Annotated in this window: 18 protein-coding genes; 7 read left to right on the forward strand and 11 right to left on the reverse strand. The window is 70.3% G+C overall.

What is annotated here, in order from left to right:
- Nucleotides 1–9: 9 nt before the first annotated feature.
- Together AC07FN_RS26205 and AC07FN_RS26210 are read right to left on the reverse strand one after the other, a co-directional pair.
- Nucleotides 10–798: an IclR family transcriptional regulator gene (locus AC07FN_RS26205; RefSeq protein ID WP_478398027.1), complete on the reverse strand. Its 789-nt coding sequence runs from the start codon at nt 796–798 to the stop codon at nt 10–12.
- A gap of 222 nt (nt 799–1020) precedes the next feature.
- On the reverse strand, nt 1021–1932 hold the full coding sequence (locus AC07FN_RS26210; protein ID WP_478398028.1) for a pseudouridine-5'-phosphate glycosidase: 912 nt from the start codon (nt 1930–1932) through the stop codon (nt 1021–1023).
- 69 nt (nt 1933–2001) lie between these two features.
- On the opposite strand from AC07FN_RS26210, the gene ileS reads away from it, so the two are divergent.
- Nucleotides 2002–5139 carry an isoleucine--tRNA ligase gene (gene ileS / locus AC07FN_RS26215; RefSeq protein WP_478398029.1) on the forward strand — a complete coding sequence of 1046 codons (3138 nt, stop codon included), beginning with the start codon at nt 2002–2004 and terminating at the stop codon, nt 5137–5139.
- A 96-nt stretch (nt 5140–5235) separates the two neighbouring features.
- Here the strand turns inward: ileS and AC07FN_RS26220 are convergent, their stop codons facing one another.
- The 3 genes from AC07FN_RS26220 to AC07FN_RS26230 form a co-directional block, all read right to left on the reverse strand.
- On the reverse strand, nt 5236–6024 hold the full coding sequence (locus tag AC07FN_RS26220) for a S1 family peptidase (protein WP_478398030.1): 789 nt from the start codon (nt 6022–6024) through the stop codon (nt 5236–5238).
- A 648-nt stretch (nt 6025–6672) separates the two neighbouring features.
- A complete protein-coding gene (locus AC07FN_RS26225) occupies nt 6673–7332 on the reverse strand; it encodes a response regulator (RefSeq protein ID WP_132482538.1) in 660 nt (219 codons plus the stop codon).
- Entirely contained in the window at nt 7325–8587 is a 1263-nt protein-coding gene (locus AC07FN_RS26230) for a sensor histidine kinase (protein ID WP_478398031.1), read from the reverse strand. The genes AC07FN_RS26225 and AC07FN_RS26230 overlap by 8 nt, the downstream gene beginning before the upstream one ends.
- Nucleotides 8588–8782: 195 nt before the next feature.
- Between AC07FN_RS26230 and AC07FN_RS26235 the strand changes: the two genes are divergently transcribed.
- From AC07FN_RS26235 to AC07FN_RS26245, 3 genes are all read left to right on the forward strand, one after another.
- Nucleotides 8783–10255, forward strand: coding sequence for a glycosyltransferase family 39 protein (locus AC07FN_RS26235; protein ID WP_478398032.1), 1473 nt, complete (start codon nt 8783–8785; stop codon nt 10253–10255).
- Between the two features lie 125 nt (nt 10256–10380).
- Nucleotides 10381–10896, forward strand: coding sequence for a PH domain-containing protein (locus tag AC07FN_RS26240; protein WP_478398033.1), 516 nt, complete (start codon nt 10381–10383; stop codon nt 10894–10896).
- A complete protein-coding gene (locus AC07FN_RS26245) occupies nt 10893–12455 on the forward strand; it encodes a PH domain-containing protein (RefSeq protein WP_478398034.1) in 1563 nt (520 codons plus the stop codon). The genes AC07FN_RS26240 and AC07FN_RS26245 overlap by 4 nt, the downstream gene beginning before the upstream one ends.
- Nucleotides 12456–12518: 63 nt before the next feature.
- On the opposite strand, the gene AC07FN_RS26250 is transcribed toward AC07FN_RS26245, so the two are convergent.
- From AC07FN_RS26250 to AC07FN_RS26260, 3 genes are all read right to left on the reverse strand, one after another.
- On the reverse strand, nt 12519–12710 hold the full coding sequence (locus AC07FN_RS26250) for a DUF397 domain-containing protein (RefSeq protein WP_452619251.1): 192 nt from the start codon (nt 12708–12710) through the stop codon (nt 12519–12521).
- The gene (locus AC07FN_RS26255) at nt 12711–13559 is read right to left on the reverse strand and encodes a helix-turn-helix domain-containing protein (protein WP_358576396.1); all 849 of its coding nucleotides are present in this window, start codon (nt 13557–13559) and stop codon (nt 12711–12713) included.
- 227 nt (nt 13560–13786) lie between these two features.
- The gene (locus tag AC07FN_RS26260) at nt 13787–15520 is read right to left on the reverse strand and encodes a pyruvate dehydrogenase (protein ID WP_478398035.1); all 1734 of its coding nucleotides are present in this window, start codon (nt 15518–15520) and stop codon (nt 13787–13789) included.
- A gap of 184 nt (nt 15521–15704) precedes the next feature.
- Here AC07FN_RS26260 and AC07FN_RS26265 point away from each other — a divergent pair, with 184 nt between their 5' ends.
- Together AC07FN_RS26265 and bcp are read left to right on the forward strand one after the other, a co-directional pair.
- Nucleotides 15705–15872 (forward strand): hypothetical protein, encoded by a 168-nt coding sequence (locus tag AC07FN_RS26265; protein ID WP_478398036.1) that lies wholly within the window; start codon nt 15705–15707, stop codon nt 15870–15872.
- A 53-nt stretch (nt 15873–15925) separates the two neighbouring features.
- Nucleotides 15926–16399 carry a thioredoxin-dependent thiol peroxidase gene (bcp, locus tag AC07FN_RS26270; protein ID WP_132482522.1) on the forward strand — a complete coding sequence of 158 codons (474 nt, stop codon included), beginning with the start codon at nt 15926–15928 and terminating at the stop codon, nt 16397–16399.
- Between the two features lie 186 nt (nt 16400–16585).
- Here bcp and AC07FN_RS26275 read toward each other — a convergent pair whose 3' ends face one another.
- The gene (locus AC07FN_RS26275; RefSeq protein ID WP_452619247.1) at nt 16586–17344 is read right to left on the reverse strand and encodes a sulfite exporter TauE/SafE family protein; all 759 of its coding nucleotides are present in this window, start codon (nt 17342–17344) and stop codon (nt 16586–16588) included.
- A 153-nt stretch (nt 17345–17497) separates the two neighbouring features.
- Between AC07FN_RS26275 and AC07FN_RS26280 the strand changes: the two genes are divergently transcribed.
- Nucleotides 17498–18925, forward strand: coding sequence for a carotenoid oxygenase family protein (locus AC07FN_RS26280; RefSeq protein WP_478398037.1), 1428 nt, complete (start codon nt 17498–17500; stop codon nt 18923–18925).
- Nucleotides 18926–19015: 90 nt separating this feature from the next.
- On the opposite strand, the gene AC07FN_RS26285 is transcribed toward AC07FN_RS26280, so the two are convergent.
- Together AC07FN_RS26285 and AC07FN_RS26290 are read right to left on the reverse strand one after the other, a co-directional pair.
- On the reverse strand, nt 19016–19711 hold the full coding sequence (locus AC07FN_RS26285) for an MOSC domain-containing protein (protein ID WP_478398081.1): 696 nt from the start codon (nt 19709–19711) through the stop codon (nt 19016–19018).
- Nucleotides 19712–19903: 192 nt separating this feature from the next.
- On the reverse strand, nt 19904–20920 hold the full coding sequence (locus AC07FN_RS26290) for a L,D-transpeptidase (protein ID WP_478398038.1): 1017 nt from the start codon (nt 20918–20920) through the stop codon (nt 19904–19906).
- Between the last annotated feature and the right edge of the window lie 235 nt (nt 20921–21155).

Genomic DNA, 21155 nt, shown 5'->3' on the forward strand with positions numbered 1-21155 from the left:
GGAGCCTGATCAGCGGCGGAGCTGCTGCTCCACGGAGGAGACCACAGTGGACAGCGGGGCGCGGGTCTCGTCGGTCCAGTCCGGCCCGCAGCGCGGCGTCGGCGCGGAGACCGACATGGCCGCCACCACCGCGCCGGAGTGGTCGTGGATCGGCATCGCGACGCAGCGGCAGCCGACGATGTACTCCTCGTCGTCGACGGCGTAGCCGCGGACGCGGGCCTGCTCCACCTCGGCCAGCAGCTCGGCCGGCTCGGTGACGGTGTTCTCCGTGTAGCGCTCCAGGTGCACGCCGCGGTACCGGCGCTCCAGCTCGTCGCCCGGCAGCCCGGCCAGCAGCGCCTTGCCCAGCCCGACGGCGTGCGCGGGCAGCCGCATGCCCACCGCGGACACCAGCTTCATCGGCTGCGGTGACTCGGCGATGGCGATGTAGACGTTCTCGGTGCCGTCCAGCCGGGACAGCTGCACCGTCTCGCCCGTCTGCTGCGCGAGCTGCTCCATCAGCGGCAGCGCCAGGCCGACGATGTCGCGGTGCCCGGTGTAGCCCTGGCCGACGGTCCACGCCTTCAGCCCCAGCCCGTAGGTGCGGGTGGTCTGGTCGAACTCGGCGAAGCCGCGGTGCACCAAGGTGCCGAGCAGGCCGTGCACGCTGGACAGCGGCAGCCGGAGGATTTCGGCGATGTCGCTGAGCCGGTGCCGGCCGCGGGAGAGCAGCTCCAGGATCACCAGCGCGCGGTCGGCGGACTTGACCACGTTCTGCCCGCTGCCCGCCTGTTCAGCGGTGGCCGATTCCGCCTTCACGCCGAGTTTCCTCCTGCTCCGTTGCCGCCGCGCTGACCCCCGCACGACCTACTGAACAGTACAGCGGGCGAGCCGGGACCGCGCAGCTCGTCCAAGCGACCCAACTGCGCTGCTCCGGCGGGTCAGCGAGCACTTTCGGACTCCGGAAAACCCGGCCCGCCGAGTGCACCCCGGCCGCAGCGCCGGCGCGCGAGAGGCGTAGCGGTTTCGCGCGAAACCGCCCTAGGGCGCCCCGGCCAGGGCGGTGGCGATCGCAGTGGCCAGCTCGATGTTGTTCCGGTAGACCGCGATGTTGACCGCCAGGCTGCGCCCGCCGGTGGCGGTGCGGATCCGGTCGAGCAGGAACGGCGTGATGTCGTGGCCGCCGACGCCCTGCCGCCGGGCTTCCTCCCACGCCTCGGCCAGCGCACGGTCGTGCAGGGCCGGGTCGAGCTGCTCGTCCGCCGGAACCGGGTTGGCCACCAGAACCGCCGAGCGCAGGCCCAGCTCGTCCCGGGCCGCAACTGCCGCCGCGACCTCCTCCGGGGTGTCGGCCGAGTACTCGATCTCGTGGCCGGAATCGGCGACGTAGAAGCCCGGGAAGCGCGACGTCCGGTAGCCGAGCACGGGGATGTTCAGCGTCTCCAGCCGTTCCAGCGTGGCGGCGACGTCCAAAATGGACTTCACCCCGGCGCTGACCACGACCAGCGGCGTGGCGGCCAGGGTCACCAGGTCGGCCGATTCGTCGAAGCTCGCCGCCGCGCCGTGGTGCACCCCGCCGAGCCCGCCGGTGGCGAACACGCGGATACCCGCGCGGTGCGCCAGGAACGACGTCGCCGCGACGGTGGTCCCGGCGTTGCGGCGCTTCGCCGCCGCGACCGGCAGGTCCCGGACGCTCGCCTTCGCCGCGGCGCGGTCGTCGGCCAGCCGGTCGAGCTGCGCTCCGGTCAGGCCGACCGTCGCGACTCCGTCGACGACGCCGATCGTCGCGGGCACCGCCCCGGCCGCGCGGATCTGCCGCTCGGCCGCCCGCGCCACCTCGCCGTTGTCCGGGCGCGGCAGCCCGTGGGTGATGATCGTCGATTCCAGCGCCACGACCGGCCGCCCCTCGGCGACGGCCCGCCGGACCTCGTCGGACACCACCGGCAGCGACATCGCACCCTCCAGCCGTCTCGCGGGAGCTTTCCCCCGGTCCGCGGCCGGGGAAGGTGTGAGCATATAAGGATGCAGCAGCCTGAAACGCCGTTTCGGCCGGTCGAGCCCTCGATCGAACTGCCCGCCGTGGAGCGGCGCATCATCGAGTGGTGGCGCGACCGCGAGGTGTTCGAGCGCAGCCTCGCCCAGTCCACAGGCGGTCCGCGCTGGGTGTTCTACGAGGGCCCGCCGACGGCGAACGGGACGCCCGGCACGCACCACGTCGAGGCGCGGGCGTTCAAGGACGTCTTCCCGCGGTTCAAGACGATGAAGGGCTGCTCCGTGCCGCGCCGCGCGGGCTGGGACTGCCACGGGCTGCCGGTGGAGTTGGCCGTCGAGAAGGAGCTCGGCATCAGCGGCAAGCGGGACATCGAACGCATCGGCATCGCCGAGTTCAACGCCCGCTGCCGGGAGTCGGTGCAGCGCTACGTCGGCGAGTTCGAGGCCGTGACGCGGCGGATGGGCTACTGGATCGACCTGTCCGAGGCCTACTGGACGATGTCGCCGGGCTACGTGGACAGCGCGTGGTGGGCGCTGAAGCAGATCTTCGACGCGGGGCTGCTGGTCGAGGACTACCGGGTGGCGCCGTACTGCCCGCGCGACGAGACGACGCTGTCCGACCACGAGGTGGCCCAGGGCTACGAGAACGTGCACGACCCCTCGGCCTACGTGCGGTTCCCGGTCGACGGCCCGGTCGCCGGGCACCGGAACGCCGACCTGCTGATCTGGACGACCACGCCGTGGACGCTGGTGTCCAACACCGCCGTCGCGGTGCACCCGGACGTCGACTACCAGGTGGTGCGCACCGTGCGCGGCACCTTCGTGGTGGCCGCGCCGCTAGTCGAGGCGGTGCTGGGCGCGGACGGCGAGGTGCTCGCGACGCTGCGGGGCACCGAGCTGGCCGGGCTGCGGTACCGGCGGCCGTTCGACCTGGTCGACATCCCGGACGCGCACCGGGTGGTGCTCGCCGAGTACGTGTCCACGGAGGACGGCACCGGCCTGGTGCACCAGGCGCCCGCCTTCGGCGCCGACGACCTGGCCGTCTGCCGCGAGAACGACCTGCCGGTGGTGAACCCGGTCGACGGCGACGGCCGGTTCGCCGCCGGGGTCCCGCTGGTCGGCGGGATGTTCTTCAAGGACGCCGACGCGGTGCTGGTCGAAGACCTCCAGCACCGGGATCTGCTGTTCCGCTACAGCACTTTCGAGCACCCGTACCCGCACTGCTGGCGCTGCCACACGCCGCTGATGTACTACGCGCAGCTGTCCTGGTACATCCGCACCACGGCGATCCGGGAAGCGCTGCAGCGGGAGAACGAGCGCACGAACTGGTTCCCGCCGAACGTCAAGCACGGCCGCTACGGGAACTGGCTGGACAACAACGTCGACTGGGCGCTGTCGCGCAGCCGCTACTGGGGCACGCCGCTGCCGCTGTGGCGGTGCCCGGAGGGGCACGTCACGGCGGTCGGTTCCCGCGCCGAGCTCGGCGGGCTGACCGGCCAGGACTTCACCGACCTCGACCCGCACCGCCCCTACCTGGACGAGATCGAGTTCCCCTGCCCGGCCTGCCGGCGCTCCGCGGCGCGGGTACCCGAGGTCGTCGACGCGTGGTTCGACTCGGGCTCGATGCCCTTCGCGCAGCTCGGTTATCCGCACGCGCCCGGCAGCGTCGCGGAGCTGGCGAAGAGCTATCCGGCGCAGTACATCTGCGAGGCGATCGACCAGACCCGCGGCTGGTTCTACACCCTGATGGCGGTCGGCACGCTGCTGTTCGACCGCTCCGCGTACGAGAACGTCGTGTGCCTGGGGCACATCATGGCCGAGGACGGCCGGAAGATGAGCAAGCACCTCGGCAACGTGCTGGAACCGCTGCCGCTGATGGAGGCGCACGGCGCCGATGCCCTGCGGTGGTTCATGCTCTGCTCGGGTTCGCCCTGGTCGGCGCGGCGGGTGGGGCACGGGCCGCTGCAGGAGATCGTCCGCAAGGTACTCATGACGTACTGGAACACCGCGTCGTTCTTCAGCCGCTACGCCTCGCTCGTCGACTGGATCCCGGCGGACGCCGATCCGCCCGCCGGGCGCCCGGTCCTGGACCGCTGGGTGCTCGCGCGGGTCAACCGGCTGGCCGACGAGGTCGACTCGCGGCTGGAGGATTACAACACCGCGGGCGCCGGGCGGGCGCTAGCGGAGTTCGTCGACGACCTGTCGAACTGGTACGTCCGCCGCTCGCGGCAGCGCTTCTGGGACGGCGACCGCAACGCCCTGCGCACCCTGCACGACTGCCTGGACGTGCTGACCAGGCTGCTCGCGCCGTTCGTCCCGTTCATCACCGAGCAGGTGTGGCAGGACGTCGTCCGCCCGGGCCGGCCGGGCGCGCCGGAATCGGTGCACCTCGCCACCTGGCCGGAACCGGATCCCGCGCTGGTCGACGACGCCCTGCTGTCCGAAGTGGACGTCGAGCGCCGGCTGGCCGAGGCGGGCCGCGCGGCGCGCAAGAGCAGCGGCATCAAGGTGCGTCAGCCGCTGGGCCGCGCGCTGGTCAGCGCCGCGCTGCCGGCGGAACTGCTCGCCGACCTCGCCGACGAGCTCAACGTGCGGCGCATCGAACCGCTCGGCGGCGCCGGTGAGGTGCTGGACGTGTCGGTGAAGCCGAACTTCCGCGCACTGGGCAAGCGGTTCGGCAACCGCACGCAGCAGGCCGCGGCGGCCGTCGGCGCCGCCGATCCGGGCGAGCTGGCCCGGGAACTGCGCGCGACGGGCCGGGCCACGATCGAGGTCGAGGGGCAGGCCGAGCCGCTCACCGGCGACGACGTGGTCATCAGCGAGGTGCCGCGCACCGGCTGGGTGGTGGAATCGCAGCGCGAGGTGACCATCGCGCTGGACACCGCGATCACGCCGGAGCTCAGGCGCGCGGGGCTGGCCCGCGAGGCGATCCGCTTCGTGCAGGACTGCCGCAAGCGGGACGGGCTCGACATCACCGACCGGATCGCATTGCGCTGGCGGGCGACCGGCGAGCTGCGCGAGGCTCTGCAGGCCCACGCCGGGGAGATCGCCGCCGCCGTGCTGGCCGTCGAAATCGGCGAAACCCCCGCTCCCGCCGGGGATTTCGCCGAGCACTCCGACGCCGAGCTCGGCCTGTCGGTCTGGCTGCGCAAGGCCGGTCTCACGTAACGAGCCGTGGGCGGCGCACCGCCCACGGCTCGTCCATTGCTGGTCGTGAGGGGTGACGGGCCTCCGGGGCTGCCGTCACCGCTCACGGGATCGGGGTCAGGAACCGATCTGCGCCGCGATGTCGTCGTGGTAGGCACCGACGCGGGCGTACACGCCCGGCTTGCCCGGGCGGGCGCAGCCCTCGCCCCACGACGTGACGCCGATCAGCTTGTTGTCCACGACCATCGGGCCGCCCGAGTCGCCCTGGCAGGTGTCCACGCCGCCTTCCGGCACGCCGGCGCACACCATGGCGTCCTTGTTGTACTCGCCGTACGCGCCGCTGCAGGTCTCGTCCGAGACCACCGGCACGGTGGCCTTCTGCAGGTTGTCGGCCTGCTGGCCGCCCTCGGTGGTGTTGCCCCAGCCCAGGATCGTCGCCTGGCTGTCCGGCGCGTAGCCCGGGTCGTCGGCCGTGGCCAGCTCGATCGGCGCCTCCTGCACCGGGGCTTCGAGGGTGAGGACCGAGACGTCGAAGCCCTGCGAGGCGTCCTGGTACTCGGGGTGCACCCAGACGTTGGTCACCTTCGAGACGGTGCCCTCGTCCGAGCTGATCACGGTGCGGCCGCTGACCACGTTGATGTCCGTCGGCTGCGAGCCGACGGTGCAGTGCGCGGCGGTGAGGACCTTGTCCGGGGCGACCAGCGAGCCGCCGCAGAACTGCTGGCCGTCCGGGGTCACCAGCGCGACGGTGAACGGGTGGTCGGCGATGTTGGCGTCTTCGCCGCCGACGATGAACGGGCTGACGTCCGACGGCTGGGCTTGCGCGACGGAAGCCGTCGTCAGACCGGCGACGGCGATCGCGGCGACTCCGGCGAGCCGGGCCAGGCGACGTGGGGCATCGACCATGGTTGCACTCCTTGTCCCGATGGTCGCTGGCGATTTCGCCCCGGCGGCCTGCCTTCCGCCGAAACCGTTACGCACAGCGACGAACTTGACCGAAACGATATCCGCGCCCCCCGTACCGGGAAAGCCTCCGAATTTGCCGTTTTAACCAGTCCGCGCAACCACTTTCCACAATCGGAAACCAACCGATCTACATCAAGGGGCGGCGCGCGTCAACCGGCTTGGCTACTTTTCGTTGCCATCGGGGCGGATTCGGCACGCGCCGCCGACGGGCGAGCGCGCACGCCCACCGGCAGGCAGGCGAACGGTTCGCGAATTCCTCGCAAGACTCGGCTTTCCGGCGCCGGGAGCACGAATCGACCGGGCGCGCATGGAAATGTCCCCGGTGCACCCCGATTTGCACCGGGGACACCCCAACCTCGGCCGGACCCCTCCGACCGGTGTCGCCATCGATCCCCGAACCGACGGCTGGCTCGCTCCGAGGCCCCGACCGCCTCGACCGGAACGTGCCACGTCTGGTTTACCTTTTTTCCGATGGAATATTCCAGAGCCAATCGGGGGAGCCCGATCGGTTGATCGTTAAACCTGTCGGCGTAACGCCCCTGCACGCTGCGAGGACGGCCTACCGCTGACCGAGTCTGGAAACGATCTCTACCTCGGCACCAGGCCCGCGTCGTAGGCGAGCAGCCCGGCCTGGAGCCGGTTCGCGCAGGACAGCTTCACCAGCATCCGCGACACGTAGCTCTTCACCGTCGCCTCCGACAGGAACAGCCGCTCCGCGATCTGCGCGTTGGACAGCCCCTGCCCCAGGCAGGTGAGCACCTCGATCTCGCGGTCGGTCAGATCGCGCACCAGCTCCACCGCCCGCTGCCGGCTGCTCTGCTCCTCCCCCGACGCCGCGAGCAGCCGCTTCTTCGCCTCCTGGGAGAGCACGGTGTGCCCGTCGGCGGCGACCCGGACCAGCCCGATCAAGTCCTCCGGCGGCGTCGACTTGACCAGGAACCCGGCCGCCCCGGCCCGCAGCGCGCGCAGCACGTACTTGTCGGCGTCGAAGGTCGTCAGCGCCACCACGGCGGGCGGATCGGGCAGCTTGCAGATCCGCTCGATCCCGGTCAGCCCGTCCACGCCCGGCATCCGCAGGTCCATCAGCACCACGTGCGGCCGGTGCCGCACCACGCACTCGACGGCCGCCGCGCCGTCCTGCGCGTCGTCGACGACCTCGATGTCCTCGGCCGAACCGAGGATGGTGCGCAGGTGCGCGCAGACCATCGGTTCGTCGTCCACCACGACGACCCGGATGGGATCACTCATCGCCGACCGCCTCCCCCGTGGGCACGTACGCAGGGAGTATCACATCCACCTCGAAGCCACCGTCGCCGCCGGCCCGGGCGTGGAACGTCCCGCCGACCAGCTCCACCCGCTGCTGCAACCCGAGCAGGCCGGATCCCGAGCCGCTGCCCGCCAGATCCGCCGCGGCGCGGCCCGGCGGCTCGGTGTTGCGGATGACCAGCCGCAGCCGGTCGTCGCTGTAGATCACGTGCACGCTCACCCGCGAGCCGAACGCGTGCTTGTGGACGTTCGTCAGCGCCTCCTGCACCACGCGGTAGGCGGTCCGCCCGACCGCCGACGAGACCATCGCCGGATCACCGTCCACAGTGAACTCGACGGGCACCCCGACCGCCTCGGACCGCCCGATCAGCTCCGACAGGTCCGGCACCTCGGTCGGCGGGGCCGAGGCGGGGAGGCCCTCGTCTTCGACGGAGCCGCGCCGCAGCACGCCGACGAGATCCCGCAACTCCTCCAGTGCTTCGCAGCCGCTGGTGCGCAGCTCCTCGGCGGCCTGCCTGATCTCCGGGTCCTCGGCCGCCACCCCCAGCGCACCGGCCTGCAGCACCATGAGGCTGACCCGGTGCGTGACCACGTCGTGCATCTCGGTGGCCAGCCGCGTCCGCTCGTCCGCCCGGGCCTGCTCGGCGAGCAGTTCCTGCTCGTACTCGGCCCGCTCGACGCGTTCCCGCAACGCCTGCACCAGCCGGCGACGCGCGCCGATGTAGAGCCCCAGGACGGCCGGGAAGATCGTCCACAACACCGAGACGACCAAGAGGTCCCGGAAGTTCGGATCCCACGGCCGGATCGCGATCACGGTGACGATGGCGACCATGTCCCAGGCGAGGAACCGCCTGGTGCGGCCCTCCGTGTAAGCCGCGACGGCGTAGACGATCCACGGTGTCAGGCCCGGGACCCACGGGTCGTCGTGCTGGTTGATCGCCAGCAGCGGGCCGGGGCCGAACTCGATCAGCAGCACCTGCGCGATCGAAAGCACCGTGGTCACGGCCATGATGGCCACCGGGAAGCGCCGCCGGGCCAGCAACGTGATGTCCAGCAGGGTCATCAGCAGGTCGTTCGCCCACAGCCCGCCGATCCAGTCGTACACCTCGGGCGGCGTCTCCGGCGGGTAGAGGACTTCGAGAACGCGGCCGAGCAGGTGCAACCCGATCACGAGGCACACGTCGAACGCGGCCTCCCGCTTGGAGTTCCACAACAGCCGCCACAACGGGCGCTTCACGTGGAACACGGTAGTCAACCGGGGGTTCGGAATCGGCGAAGAACCCACTCGCGACGGCCGGGGATAGACGAAAGTTGCACCGGCCTCCCGGAGCCGCAACTTTCGGTCGCCCGAACCGCTACGAAGCGCGGTGTCGGCAAGATGATCAACCCGGTTCCAATGGACGCACAGTCCAGTCGAGACCTGGGGGAACCGATGAGCGCCCAGCTGCTCAGCCCGCAACAACCACCGCCGACCCGCGCCGAGCTGCCACCGCTGGCGAAGGGTCCGGTGTTCACCATCGCCGGCCTCGTCGCGGCCGCTCACCTGGCCTTCAGCCCGTTCGGCGGTTACTGGATCGACGAGGTCTACATGCTCGCGGCCGGGAAGTACCACCCGGACTGGGGCTACGTCGACCAGCCTCCGCTGGCGCCGCTGATCGCGGCGGCGATGGACTGGCTCGCCCCGGGGATGATGCCGGTGCTGCGGCTGCCCGCGGTGCTCGCGACTGCCGCGATCGTCGTGCTGACCGCGCTGCTCGCCCGCGAGTTCGGCGGCGACCGGCGGGCCCAGGCGCTGGCCGGCGCGGCCGGGGCCACCGGGCTGTGGACCGCGCTGGTCGGGCACTGGGTCACGCCCTACACCTTCGAACCGCTGTTGTGGCTCGCGCTCACGTGGTCCTTGGTGCGCTGGGGCCGGCTGCGCGACCTGGGTCGTCCAGATGATCGACTGCTGCTGCTGTTCGGCGTGCTGCTCGGCATCAACATGCAGATGAAGTTCCAGGTCGCGATCCTGTGCGCGGCGCTGCTGGTCAGCGTGCTCCTGGTCGGCCCGCGGGACGTCCTGCGCCGCCCCATGTTCTGGGGCGGAGTCGGCATCGCGGTGCTGATCGCCCTGCCGACGGTGCTCTGGCAGGCGTTCAACGGCTGGCCGCAGCTCGAGATGGGCGCGATCGTCGCGGCCGAGTCGCCGATGCTCTCCGGTGGCCGCAGCGGCACCGCCATGAACCTCGTGCTCTTCGCCGGTGTCGCCGGTACCACGCTGTTCCTGTTCGGACTGTGGCGGCTGCTGCTCTCACCCGAGCTGCGGTCGTACCGCTTCCTCGGCACCACGACCGTGCTGCTGTACGCGTTCTTCATCGCAACCGCCGGGCGGCCGTACTACCTGATCGGGCTTTACGGCGTGTCGATCGCCGCCGGAGTCGTCGGGTTCCAGCGGCGCCGGGAATCCCGGCGGACCCGGTTCGGCTGGACAGCTTGGCCGGCCTTCGCGCTGTCGGCCGCGGCTGCGGGCTACATGATGTTCGCGTCCACGACCATGACCATGATGTTCGGAATGTCGACCGCGGATTCGCTGGCCCGCGAGTCGGCGGCCGCGTATGCCGCGCTACCGCCGGAACAGCAGCAGCACACCGCGATCGTCGCCGACAGCTACATCACCGCCGCGATGGTCGAAGTCGGTAGCGCGCAACACGAACTGCCGAATGTCTACAGCCCGCACCGCGGCTACGGCTACTTCCCGCCGCCGACAGAGCAGATCGACTCCGTGCTCGTCGTCGGCGACCCGACCGCGCTGCGGACGCAGTTCTCCGACGTTCGCCAGGTGGGCTACGGCGAAATCCCGATCTGGCTCTGCACCGGCAAGCTCGGCACTTGGGCGGAGATCTGGCCGCAGCTCAAGTCGCTGTGAACGGGCCGACACCGAACCGGTTTCCCGGACCGGCCCCGGCGCGCCGGGAAACCGGGAACCGTCCGACCGCGGGGATGCACGCTGCGAGAATGGCCCCAGCAAAGCGAAACAGAGAGGGGCCGACAGTGGCCGCCCGAAGCAACCCGAATCCCGCCGGGCTCCGGCTCCGGCCACCGCGCAACCGGGTCGAACGCCGCGCCATCGGCTGGTGGACGACGCAGGCCCTGGTTCTCGTCGCCCCGCTGCTGATCGCGCTGGCGGTCACGGCGGTGTTCATCCCGCCCGCGCGGTTCTGGCTGCTGCTCTCGCTCGTCGTGGTCGCCGTGCTCGGCGTGCCCTACGTGCTGGTGATGCCGCAATGGCGGTACCGCGTGCACCGCTGGGAAACCACCGAGGACGCCGTCTACACGGCCGAGGGCTGGCTGAGCCAGGAATGGCGCATCGCGCCGATGTCCCGGATCCAGACGGTGGACACCGTGCGGGGCCCGCTGCAGCAGCTGTTCAAGCTGTCCAGCGTCACCGTCACCACGGCGTCCGCCGCCGGCCCGCTGACGATCGCCGGCCTCGACCGGGACGTCGCCTCTTCGCTCGTCGAGCACCTGACGGCCACCACGCAGGCCGCCCCGGGAGATGCCACATGAGCAGCGTCATCGACGGGCAGTGGCGGCGCCTGGACCCGAAGACCATCGCGGCCGCCGCGGTCCTGGTGCTGGCGCCGCTGGTGCCTACCGCGGGGGTCATGTTCCTGTCGGACGCCGAGCCCGCGACCCTGCTGGTCACCGCGCTGATCTGGATCGGCGCCGCGGTGCTGATCGCCGGGTTCAGCGCGGCGGACTGGTGGCTCACCTGGTACCGGATCACCGACGAGCGCTTCGAGCTGCGCCACGGCGTCCTGACCCGCAACCACCGCTGGATCCCGCGCGAGCGGATCCGCAGCGTCGACCTCACGGCGGACCCGGGCCACCGGCTGTTCGGCATCACCACGGTGAAGGTCGGCACCGGCGGCCAGGCCAGCGACGCCAGCGAGCTCAAGCTCGACGCGATCTCGCGCCACCACGCCGAATCCCTGCGCCAGGAACTGCTCTTCGGCGGTCCGTCCACTTCGGACACCGTGGCCTACCGCGAGCCGGTCACCGTGCCGGACATCGCGGCGAGCGCCGGAGCCGGCGGCACCGCGGTGAGCACCGAGGTCGGCGAGGCCACGCTCGCCCGCCTCAACCCGACGTGGTTCCGCTTCTCCGCGCTGACCCTGTCGTTCATGCTGATCGTCTGGGGCGCGATCGCCTCGGGCATCGGGTCGTTCAAGGACCTGCTGAAGTCGTTCGGCGTCTTCGACAGCCTCGGGCAGGCCGTGCAGGCGACGTCGCTGTGGCTGGTCATCGGGGTCGGGGCCGCCATCGCCCTGGTCGTCGGCGTGCTCGGCGCCATCGCGCTGTCCGTGGAGATGTGGTGGGGCTTCCGGCTGACCCGGGAACGGGGCGACACGCTGCGGGTGAAGCGCGGGCTGCTCACCACGCGGTCGGTCTCGCTGGAGGAACGCCGCCTGCGCGGCGTCGAGCTGGCGGAGCCGCTGCTGCTGCGCTGGGCCCGCGGTGCGCGGCTGCACGCCGTGGCCACCGGGCTGAACCAGAAGCAGGAAGAACACCAGCCGGACAACAAGACGCTGCTGCCGCCGGCTCCCCGCGCGGAGACGCACCGGGTGGCGGCCGAGGTCCTGCGGGAACGGGAATCGCCCTTCGGCGGCGAACTGCACCGGCACCCGCGCGCCGCGCTGCGGCGGCGCATCACCTGGGCGCTCGTTTCGGCCGTCCCGTTCATCGCGGCGGCCGTGGCGACGGCGGTGATCGGCTGGTTGCCGGTCGCCGCGACCGTGGCCGTGGGGGTGGTCGCGGTCGCGGTGGCGATCGGTTTCGCGCTGGACGCCTACCGCAACCTCGGTCACGCGATCACCGATCGCTACCTGATCGCCCGCTCCGGCACCGGGATTCGCCGCACCGTCGCGCTGCAGCGCGAGGGGATCATCGGCTGGCGCATCAGGAGGACCGTGTTCCAGCGGCGCTCGGACCTGTTGACCATCGGTGCGACGACAGCGGCCGGGAACAGCGTCTACGAGGTGCCGGACGTGAGCACCGAGACGGGGCTGCGGCTGGCGGAAGAGGCGGTCCCGGGGCTGCTCGCGCCGTTCCTGCAACGGGGCTGACCTGCCGGGATCCTGTTCGGTGATGGTGGCTCCGCTCTTCCCCGGGAGCGGAGCCACTGCTGGTCAGGAGTCGAAGCAACCGTGCTTCAGGCCGCGCACGAACTCGTGCCAGCGCTGCACCGCAACGGTGATCTGGCCGGCGGCGCGATTCTTGGTGTCGCGAACTCCGACGTAGTCGGAACCGAAGCCGACTTCGACGCACTGGCCCTGCCCCTGGGTGCGGGTGCTGGTGCGCCAGTCGGTGATGCTTGACATCTACAGCTCTCCTATACGTTGTTGGAGGAGTTTCACGGAACCCTCAGGGTCTACCGCATGCGCGCGTAAATGGTCCATCATCATCACGTAATTCGATAGCTCGATCTCCCTTTCGAGGTAAAGCCCGCCCACATGTGTTTCCAGATAAACCACGTCCGGGTCGACGTTATTCGAGTAGCGCAGGATGACGAACGGACCGGCCTGGGCGGGATGGGCACCGGCGTCCAACGGCATCACCTGCAGCGTCACGTGCGGCATTTCCACCAGCTTGAGCACGTGTTCCAGCTGGCGGCGCAACACGCCGTCGCCACCGACGCGGCGGCGCAACGCCGCTTCCCCGACGACCGCCCACAGCTCCAGCGGGTTCGCCCCGACGACCCGCTGCTGGCGCTGTATTCGGAGATCTACTCTTCGAGTAATTTCCGAATCATCCGCTCGAATGAGCGTGGCCTTGGTCAGCGCATAGGCGTATTCACGCGTTTGGAGCAGTCCGGGAATGGCCTCGGACTCGTACGTGTCAATTGACGAAGCTTCGGCTTCGAGCCCCACATATGTCTCGTACCACTCCGGCAGGACATCGCTGTACGAATGCCACCATCCGCGCTTCCTGGCATCTCGCGCCAGGTTGATCAGCTGGTCCCGCTCGGCCCCGTCCACCCCGTAGAAGTCCAGCAATGCCGAGACATCGCCGACCGAAGGCGACCGCTTCGCGGTTTCGAAGCGCCCGATCTTCGCCTGCGTGCACCCGAGGTGGGTGGCGGCCTGCTGCTGGGTGACCTCGGCCTGCGCCCGCAGCCGCCGCAATTCGGCGGCGAGGCGGCGACGCCGCACCGTGGGACTGACTGTCATGATCCCATACTCCACGCAACCCCACATTGCGTCACCACCCCGTCACCCTTACGACAGAAGGGGTACCGGCATATTCCAGAGATTGCGCCGAATGGGCGTCACCCGATTTGCGGCTTGCCGGATTTGTGTTTGCCGTGGCGGGCAAGCGAATCAGCGCGGCGCGAACACAGCGGCGCCCCGCCCTGGCTCGCAGGACGGGGCGCCGCTCGGCCGCACAGCGATGGGGCTTACGGCCGCGGCACGTTGCGCAGGTTGCTGCGCGCGAGCTGCACCATCTTGCCCACTCCGCCGGAGAGGACCGTGCGGCTGACCGCGAGCGCGAACCCCTTCACCTGGTCGCCGGTGATGCGCGGCGGGATCGACAGCGCGTTGGGATCGGTCACCACGTCCACCAGCGCCGGACCCGGTCGGCCCAGCGCGTCGGCCAGCGCGTCGCGCACCTCGCCGGGCTTCTCCACCCGCACCGAGTGCATCCCGGCGGCCGCGGCCAGCGCGGCGAAGTCGACGTGGTCGTGGTCGGTGCCGAAGTCGGGCAGCCCGTCGACCAGCATCTCCAGCTTCACCATGCCCAGCGAGGAGTTGTTGAAGACCACGACCTTCACCGGCAACCGGTGGGTGCGCAGCGTCAGCAGGTCGCCGAGCAGCATGGAAAGCCCGCCGTCGCCGGACATCGAGATCACCTGGCGCCCCGGGTCGGCGATCTGCGCCCCGATGGCCTGCGGCAGCGCGTTGGCCATCGAACCGTGCACGAAGGAGCCGAGCACCCGGCGCCGGCCGTTCGGCGTGATGTAGCGGGCCGCCCACACGTTGCACATCCCGGTGTCCACTGTGAACACGGCGTCGTCGGCGGCGAGGTCGTCGAGGACGTCGGCGACGTACTCCGGGTGGATAGGCACCTGCGTCTCGACGTTCCGCGTGTAGGCGTCGACGACGCGCTCCAGCTGGCCTGCGTGCTCGCGCAGCATCCGGTCCAGGAAGGACCGGTCCGCCTTCTGCGAAAGGCGCGGCAGCACTGCGCGGATGGTCTCCCCGACGTCGCCGTGCACGGCCAGGTTCAGGACCGTGCGCCGCCCCAGGTGCGCGGGTTCGATGTCCACCTGCACGGTGTTGGCCTGCGGCAGGAAGTTGTCGTACGGGAAGTCGGTGCCCAGCAGCACGACCAGGTCCGCGCGGTGCATCGCGTCGTAGCAGGCGCCGTAGCCGAGCAGCCCGCTCATCCCGACGTCGAAGGGGTTGTCGTACTGGATCCATTCCTTGCCCCGCAGCGCATGCCCGACCGGCGCGTTCAGCCGCCCGGCGAGCTCCATGACCTCCCGGTGCGCTCCGCGAGTCCCCGAACCGCAGAACAACATCGGCCGCTGCGCGGCGTTCAGCTCCTCCGCGAACGCGGCCACCTGGTCCTCCGACGGCACCACGACGGGCGGCTCGCACTCGACGATGCCCTGGCCGGTGGGCCGGGCGACCGACTTCTGCGCGACGTCGCCCGGCAGCACCAGCACCGAGACGCCGCGCCGGCCGGACGCGGTCTGGATCGCGGTGCGCAGCAGGCGCGGCATCTGCTCGGGCTGCGAGAGCAGCTCGCAGAAGTGGCTGCACTCGTTGAACAGCTCCTCGGGATGGGTTTCCTGGAAGAACCCGGTCCCGATCTGCTCGGACGGGATGTGCGAGGCGAGCGCCAGCACCGGCGCCCCGCTGCGGTGCGCGTCGAACAGGCCGTTGATCAGGTGCAGGTTGCCCGGCCCGCAGCTGCCCGCGCACACCGCCAGCCGCCCGGTCAGCTGCGCCTCGGCGCCGGCCGCGAACGCCGCGGCCTCCTCGTGGCGCACGTGCACCCACTCGATGCCGTCGGTGCGGCGGACCGCGTCGACCACCGGGTTGAGGCTGTCCCCGACGATGCCGTAGATCCGGCGGACGCCGGCTTGCACGAGCACTTCGATGAACTGGTCGGCGACGGTGGGCATGGTGATCCTCCGGCAGTCGGTGGGGCGGGCCACCCACCCGTCTACGCGGGGTGCCCGTGACCTGCAACTCGAAACCCCCGATAACCCGTACGGGGGACATCGGTAACGAACCGGGCGGCGAAGTCGATCAGCATCACGTCGACGTTCCATCGTCGGAATCCCCTGCCACCGGAAGGAAATCGCGGTGTCCATCCGCCTGTACACCACCTGCGCGCTGGCCCTGACCGCCTCTGCGGTCGCCGGACTGCTCGTCGGCGGATTCATCGCGACAGCGGATCAGACGCCCGCCCGGCCGCAGATCACCCAGGTCTCGCAGCTGACCCCGGCGACCGGCGAGCTCGTCAGCGAGTGACGGTCGCTTCACCGGCCACGAGCCGGTCGGGCGCATCGGATAGCGTCGGGAGCATGAGCGAACAGAATCGACTCTCGACCGGCGACAAGGCACCCGAATTCGCGCTGCAGGACGCCGACGGCAACACCGTGTCGCTGGGCGACTACCGCGGCCGGTCCGTGGTGGTCTACTTCTACCCGGCGGCGAGCACGCCCGGCTGCACCAAGGAAGCCTGCGACTTCCGGGACAGCCTGGCGGTGCTCAACGACGCGGGCTTCGACGTCCTCGGGATCTCCCCGGACCAGCCGGCGAAGCTGGCGAAGTTCCGCGACGAGGAGGGCCTGACCTTCCCGCTGCTGGCGGACGCGGACAAGTCCGTGATGACGGCGTGGGGCGCGTTCGGCGAGAAGCAGAACTACGGCAAGACGGTGCAGGGCGTGATCCGGTCGACCTTCGTGGTGGACCCGGAGGGCAAGATCGCCAAGGCGCTGTACAACGTGAAGGCGACGGGCCACGTGGACCGGCTCCGCAAGGACCTCGGGGTCTGATCCGTTGGGCACCGACCCGGCCGGTGCCCTCCGATTCGACCCAGAACCGGGCAGACCGCCCCGCTGCGAAGACGGCCTCGCCCCGGTCGGCGGGGCTCCGATTTTGCCTGAAATTGGGCGGATCCGCCCAGACGCCCGCCCGGTCGGCGGGCTCCGGTTTCGCCTGGAATCCGGGAGCTCGCCCCGTCAGTCGAGGGCCATGTAGATCGCCACTCCGGCGGCGATCACCACCACCAGGTAGCGCAGCAGGTTCGACGGCAGCTTCTGGGCCAGCTTCCCGCCGATGAAGCCGCCGAGCACCGTGGTGGGCACCAGCATCAGCACCGCGATCCAGTCCACCGGCGCGATCAGCGCGTAGACGACCAGCGTCACGGCGCTGCCGATCATCCCCAGCCAGCTCTTCAGCGCGTTGAGCCGCCGCATGGTGTCGGTGGCGGCCAGCACCAGGATCGCGATCAGGATGACGCTGCGCGCCCCGCCGAAGTAGCCGCCGTAGATCGAGGCCAGGAAGATTCCCACCGTCAGCAGCACGGTGCGGTCCGGGGCGTCCTCGCCGGGCGTGCCCAGCCACTTGCGGATGGTGTTCTGGAACGCCATCAGCACGGCGGACAGCCCCACCAGCGCGGGCACCACGGCGTCGAACACCTTGCCCGGCAGGATCATCAGCAGCGCGCAGCCCAGCGCCGACCCGACGGCCGCGGCCACCGTGGTCAGCCACACCCGCCGCGGCGTGCCGGTGAGGTCCTTGCGCTGGCTGATCGCGGCGCCGACGAATCCGGGCCCCTGCGCCACCGAGTTGGTCACGTTGGCCACCAGCGGCGACATCCCGGTCGCCAGCAGGGCCGGGAAGACCAGCAGGGATCCGCCGCCGGCCACGGCGTTGATCGCGCCGGACAGGAAGCCGACGACGACGAGCAGCGCCAGTTCGAGCCAATCCGTGAACACGACTGCTGAAGTTAGCTTCTGGAACGACTCAAGTTCACACCGGGGCGAGCGGCATCACATCGCGATCCGGCCCCGATCGGCCGTTGCTCCCCTTCGGTAACGCCGTTATCGTCCCATAACGGCGTTACACAACCTCGCAGGAGCGTGTTCACCATGGACAACCCGTTCACGCAGGGCAACTACGCACCGATCCGGCAGGAGCTCACCTGCACCGACCTGCCCGTCATCGGCGAGATCCCCGACCACCTCGACGGCCGCTACCTCCGCAACGGCCCCAACCCGATCTCCGAGATCGACCCGGACACCTACAACTGGTTCATGGGCGACGGGATGGTGCACGGAATCCGGCTCCGCGACGGGAAGGCCGAGTGGTACCGCAACCGCTGGGTCCGCTCCCCCGCCGCCGCCCAGGCGCTCGGCGAACCGCCGCGCCCGCGCAACCCCCGCGCCGGCCTCGACGTCCTCGGCGCGAACACCAACATCGTCGGCCACGCCGGGCGCACGCTCGCCCTGGTCGAGGGCGGGGCGACGAACTACGAGCTGACCGACGAGCTGGACACCGTCGGCCCGTGCGACTTCGACGGCACGCTGCCGGGCGGCTACACCGCGCACCCCAAGCGCGATCCGGAAACCGGCGAACTGCACGCGGTGTCGTACTTCTTCGGCCGCGGCAACACGGTGCAGTACTCGGTGATCGGGGCGGACGGGCGCGCCCGTCGCACGGTCGACGTGGCCGTGTCCGGCAGCCCGATGATGCACGACTTCTCGCTGACCGAGAACCACGTGGTGTTCTACGACCTACCGGTGAGCTTCGACGCCCGCCAGGCGGTCGAGGGCGCCGTTCCGGCGTGGCTGCGCCGCCCGGCCCAGCTGGTGGTGTCCGCGCTGATCGGCCGGGTCCGGGTACCGGACCCGATCATGGCGCGGATGGCGCGCTTCACCCCGGCGAACCAGTCGTTCCCGTACCGCTGGAATCCGCGCTACCCGGCGCGGATCGGCGTGATGCCGCGTGCCGGCGGTTCGCGCGACGTCCGCTGGTTCGACGTCGAGCCGTGCTACGTCTTCCACCCGCTGAACGCCTACGAGACCGGAACCGGCCTCGTGCTGGAGATCGTGCGGCACGCGAAGGTCTTCGACGCGGACCTGCACGGCCCGTCCGAGGGAGCCCCGACGCTGGACCGCTGGACGGTGGACTTCAAGTCCGGGCGGGTCCGGGAAGAGCGCCTCGACGACCGCCAGCAGGAGTTCCCGCGCGTGGACGAGCGACTGGTCGGCAAGCGCCACCGCTACGGCTACGCGGTCGGTGACGACACCCTGTTCAAGCACGACATGACGACCGGGAAGACGGAAACCCGCAGCTTCGGCGAGGGCAACCAGGTCGGCGAGTTCGTCTTCGAGCCGAGGACCCCGGACGCGGCGGAGGACGACGGAGTCCTGATGGGCCTGCGCTTTTCGGCGGCGGAGGAGCGCAGCGACCTGCTCCTGCTGGACGCGGAAACCCTGGAGACGGTGGCGGAGGTCCAGCTCCCGGACCGGGTCCCCAACGGCTTCCACGGCAACTGGGTCCCGACGAGCGGCTGACCCCGTGTGCACTTTGTGCCGCCATAACAACACAAAGTACGCACGGCGCCTGAACAGCTGGAACGGCAGCCGTTGCTTTCGCGGCAGGCGCTAGAGAAGTACGACGGCGTCCCCGACTTGCACCGGCCCCGGGGTCGCGACCGTCGCCAGCGCGTCCAGGCGGGTGTCGTGCTCCTTGGCGATGGCCCGCAGCACCTGCGCCGAGTGCGGCAGATCCCGCTGGGCCTCGTTGACCATCGCGCACCGCTCGCTGGATCGCACGAATTCGACGCACAGGCCGCCGATCCGCGCCTTGCTCCCGAACCATTCGTCCTCCGCGAAGGGCGGGGTGCCCGGCGGCGTGCGAACCAGGAGGTTCGGCCGGAAGCGCCGCTCGTCGACCGGCACGCCCGGGACTACCGAGCGCACCCAGTCGAGGGTGGCGGTGGTCAGGACGCTCAGCGGGAGCTGGTCGAAGTGGGAGACGGCCGCCTCGCGCGCCACCTCGACGTCGTCGCGGCCGAGGTAGCCGCGGAGGTAGGCCGTCGGGTCCGCGACGACGGTGCCGTGCGGATCCAGCAGCTCCGGCTCGTCGGCGTCGTCCAGGTAGCGGGAGCGCAGCTCCAGCAGGCCGGGCATCCGCCGGAAGCGGCGGGTGTTCTTCCCCGACCCGAACTTGCCCCCGGCGTCGCGCACCGCGAAGAGCCGGTCCCCGAGCAGCCCCCGCGCATCGACGTCGACCCGGTGCAGCGGCTCACCGCCGGTCGACTTGATCGGGTACCGCCAGATCCGCTCGACCACTCCCATCACCCGGACGAGGCTACCGACGCCGCCGCTAGATGTTTGATTCCTATTGGGTCCGCAGCCGCGACGCCTCACGCACCAGCGGTGTGAGCTGTCGCAAGCGCGTAGCGCTTAGCCCACCCCGCGACCGGCACCGCCGCGGGTTCAGGTTCCGCCACCTGCACCGACAAGCAAACCGAGTTTGGAATCAATCATCTAGTGGAGGGCGCTGCCGGCCTGCCACTTGTCCCAGGACAACGCCCAGTCGCCGTAGGTGTCCCACACCGGTAGCGCCGGGCCGCCGGAGTTGGTGACCTCGACGACGTCGCCGAGCCCGAAGTGCTCGAAGAACCACTGCGCGTTGGCCTGGTCGAGGTTGATGCAGCCGTGCGAGACGTTGGAGCTGCCCTGCTGCGCGACGCTGGCCGGGTTCTCGTGCACGAACTCCCCGTCGTTGGAGATGCGTTCGGCGAAGAACTCGTCGGACCGGTACGCCTTCGGGTCGGGCGGGCACACGCCGTAGGTGCAGGAGTCCATCGTGTACTTCTCGTGCTTGTCCGAGATGACGTGCGCGCCGACGTGGGTCGGGGTGATGTCCTTGCCCATGCTGATGGGCATCGTGTTGACGAGCTGACCGTTGTGGAAGATCTGCATCTGCTCGGTATTTCCGTCGGCCTTCGCGATCCAGGAATCGTGCACCGCGAAGTCGATGCTGCGGTCGGTCTCCCCGTAAACCCCGCCGCCCAGGTCCACGCCGTAGAGGTTGATCTTCAACGTGACCTTGGTGCCCGGCTGCCAGTAGTTCTGCGGCCGGTAGTGCACTTCCTTGTCGGAAATCCAGTACCAGCCGCCGGGCTGGTCGGGAGCGCTGCTGATCTGCAGCGCCTTCTCCGCTGCGACATGGTCCTTGATGGCGTGGTCGAACCGGACGACGATGGGCTGCCCGACGCCCACGTCGTGGGTGGAGGGCGCCGGGACCACGCTCGGGTAGGCCTGCGCCTCGGGGGCGAGCGTGTGGATCGCCTTGTGCTGCGTGGTGCTCTTCCCGTCGCCGTCGACGACCGTGGCGGCCACGTCGTAGACCTTGTCGTAGGCGAGCACCTCGGTGGTGCGCCAGCCCGTCTGACCGTCAGCCATCTGCCCGGCGACCTGCTTGCCGTCGGGATTGGTCACGGTGACGGCGGTGAGCTTGCCGTTCTGAACCCGCACGTCGATCGGAGTGGTCGGGTTCACCTGGTCGCCTCCGGCAGCCGTGATGTCGACGACCGGCGCCGGCTTCGGAGGCGGCGCGGCATCCTGCCCACCGCCGCCCGGAGAGCAGCCGGCAATCCCGACCAATGCCCCGAGAACAACACCAGCAACACAAACCCGAAAACGGACGAATTCCCGCCGTCGAACACCTCGGCTCATTACCCCACCCTACTCAGGAATCCGGTTTCCCCAATGCCGCCGAAATATGCGGCGAAAA

The organism is Saccharopolyspora sp. NPDC045941 (genome assembly GCF_056431445.1).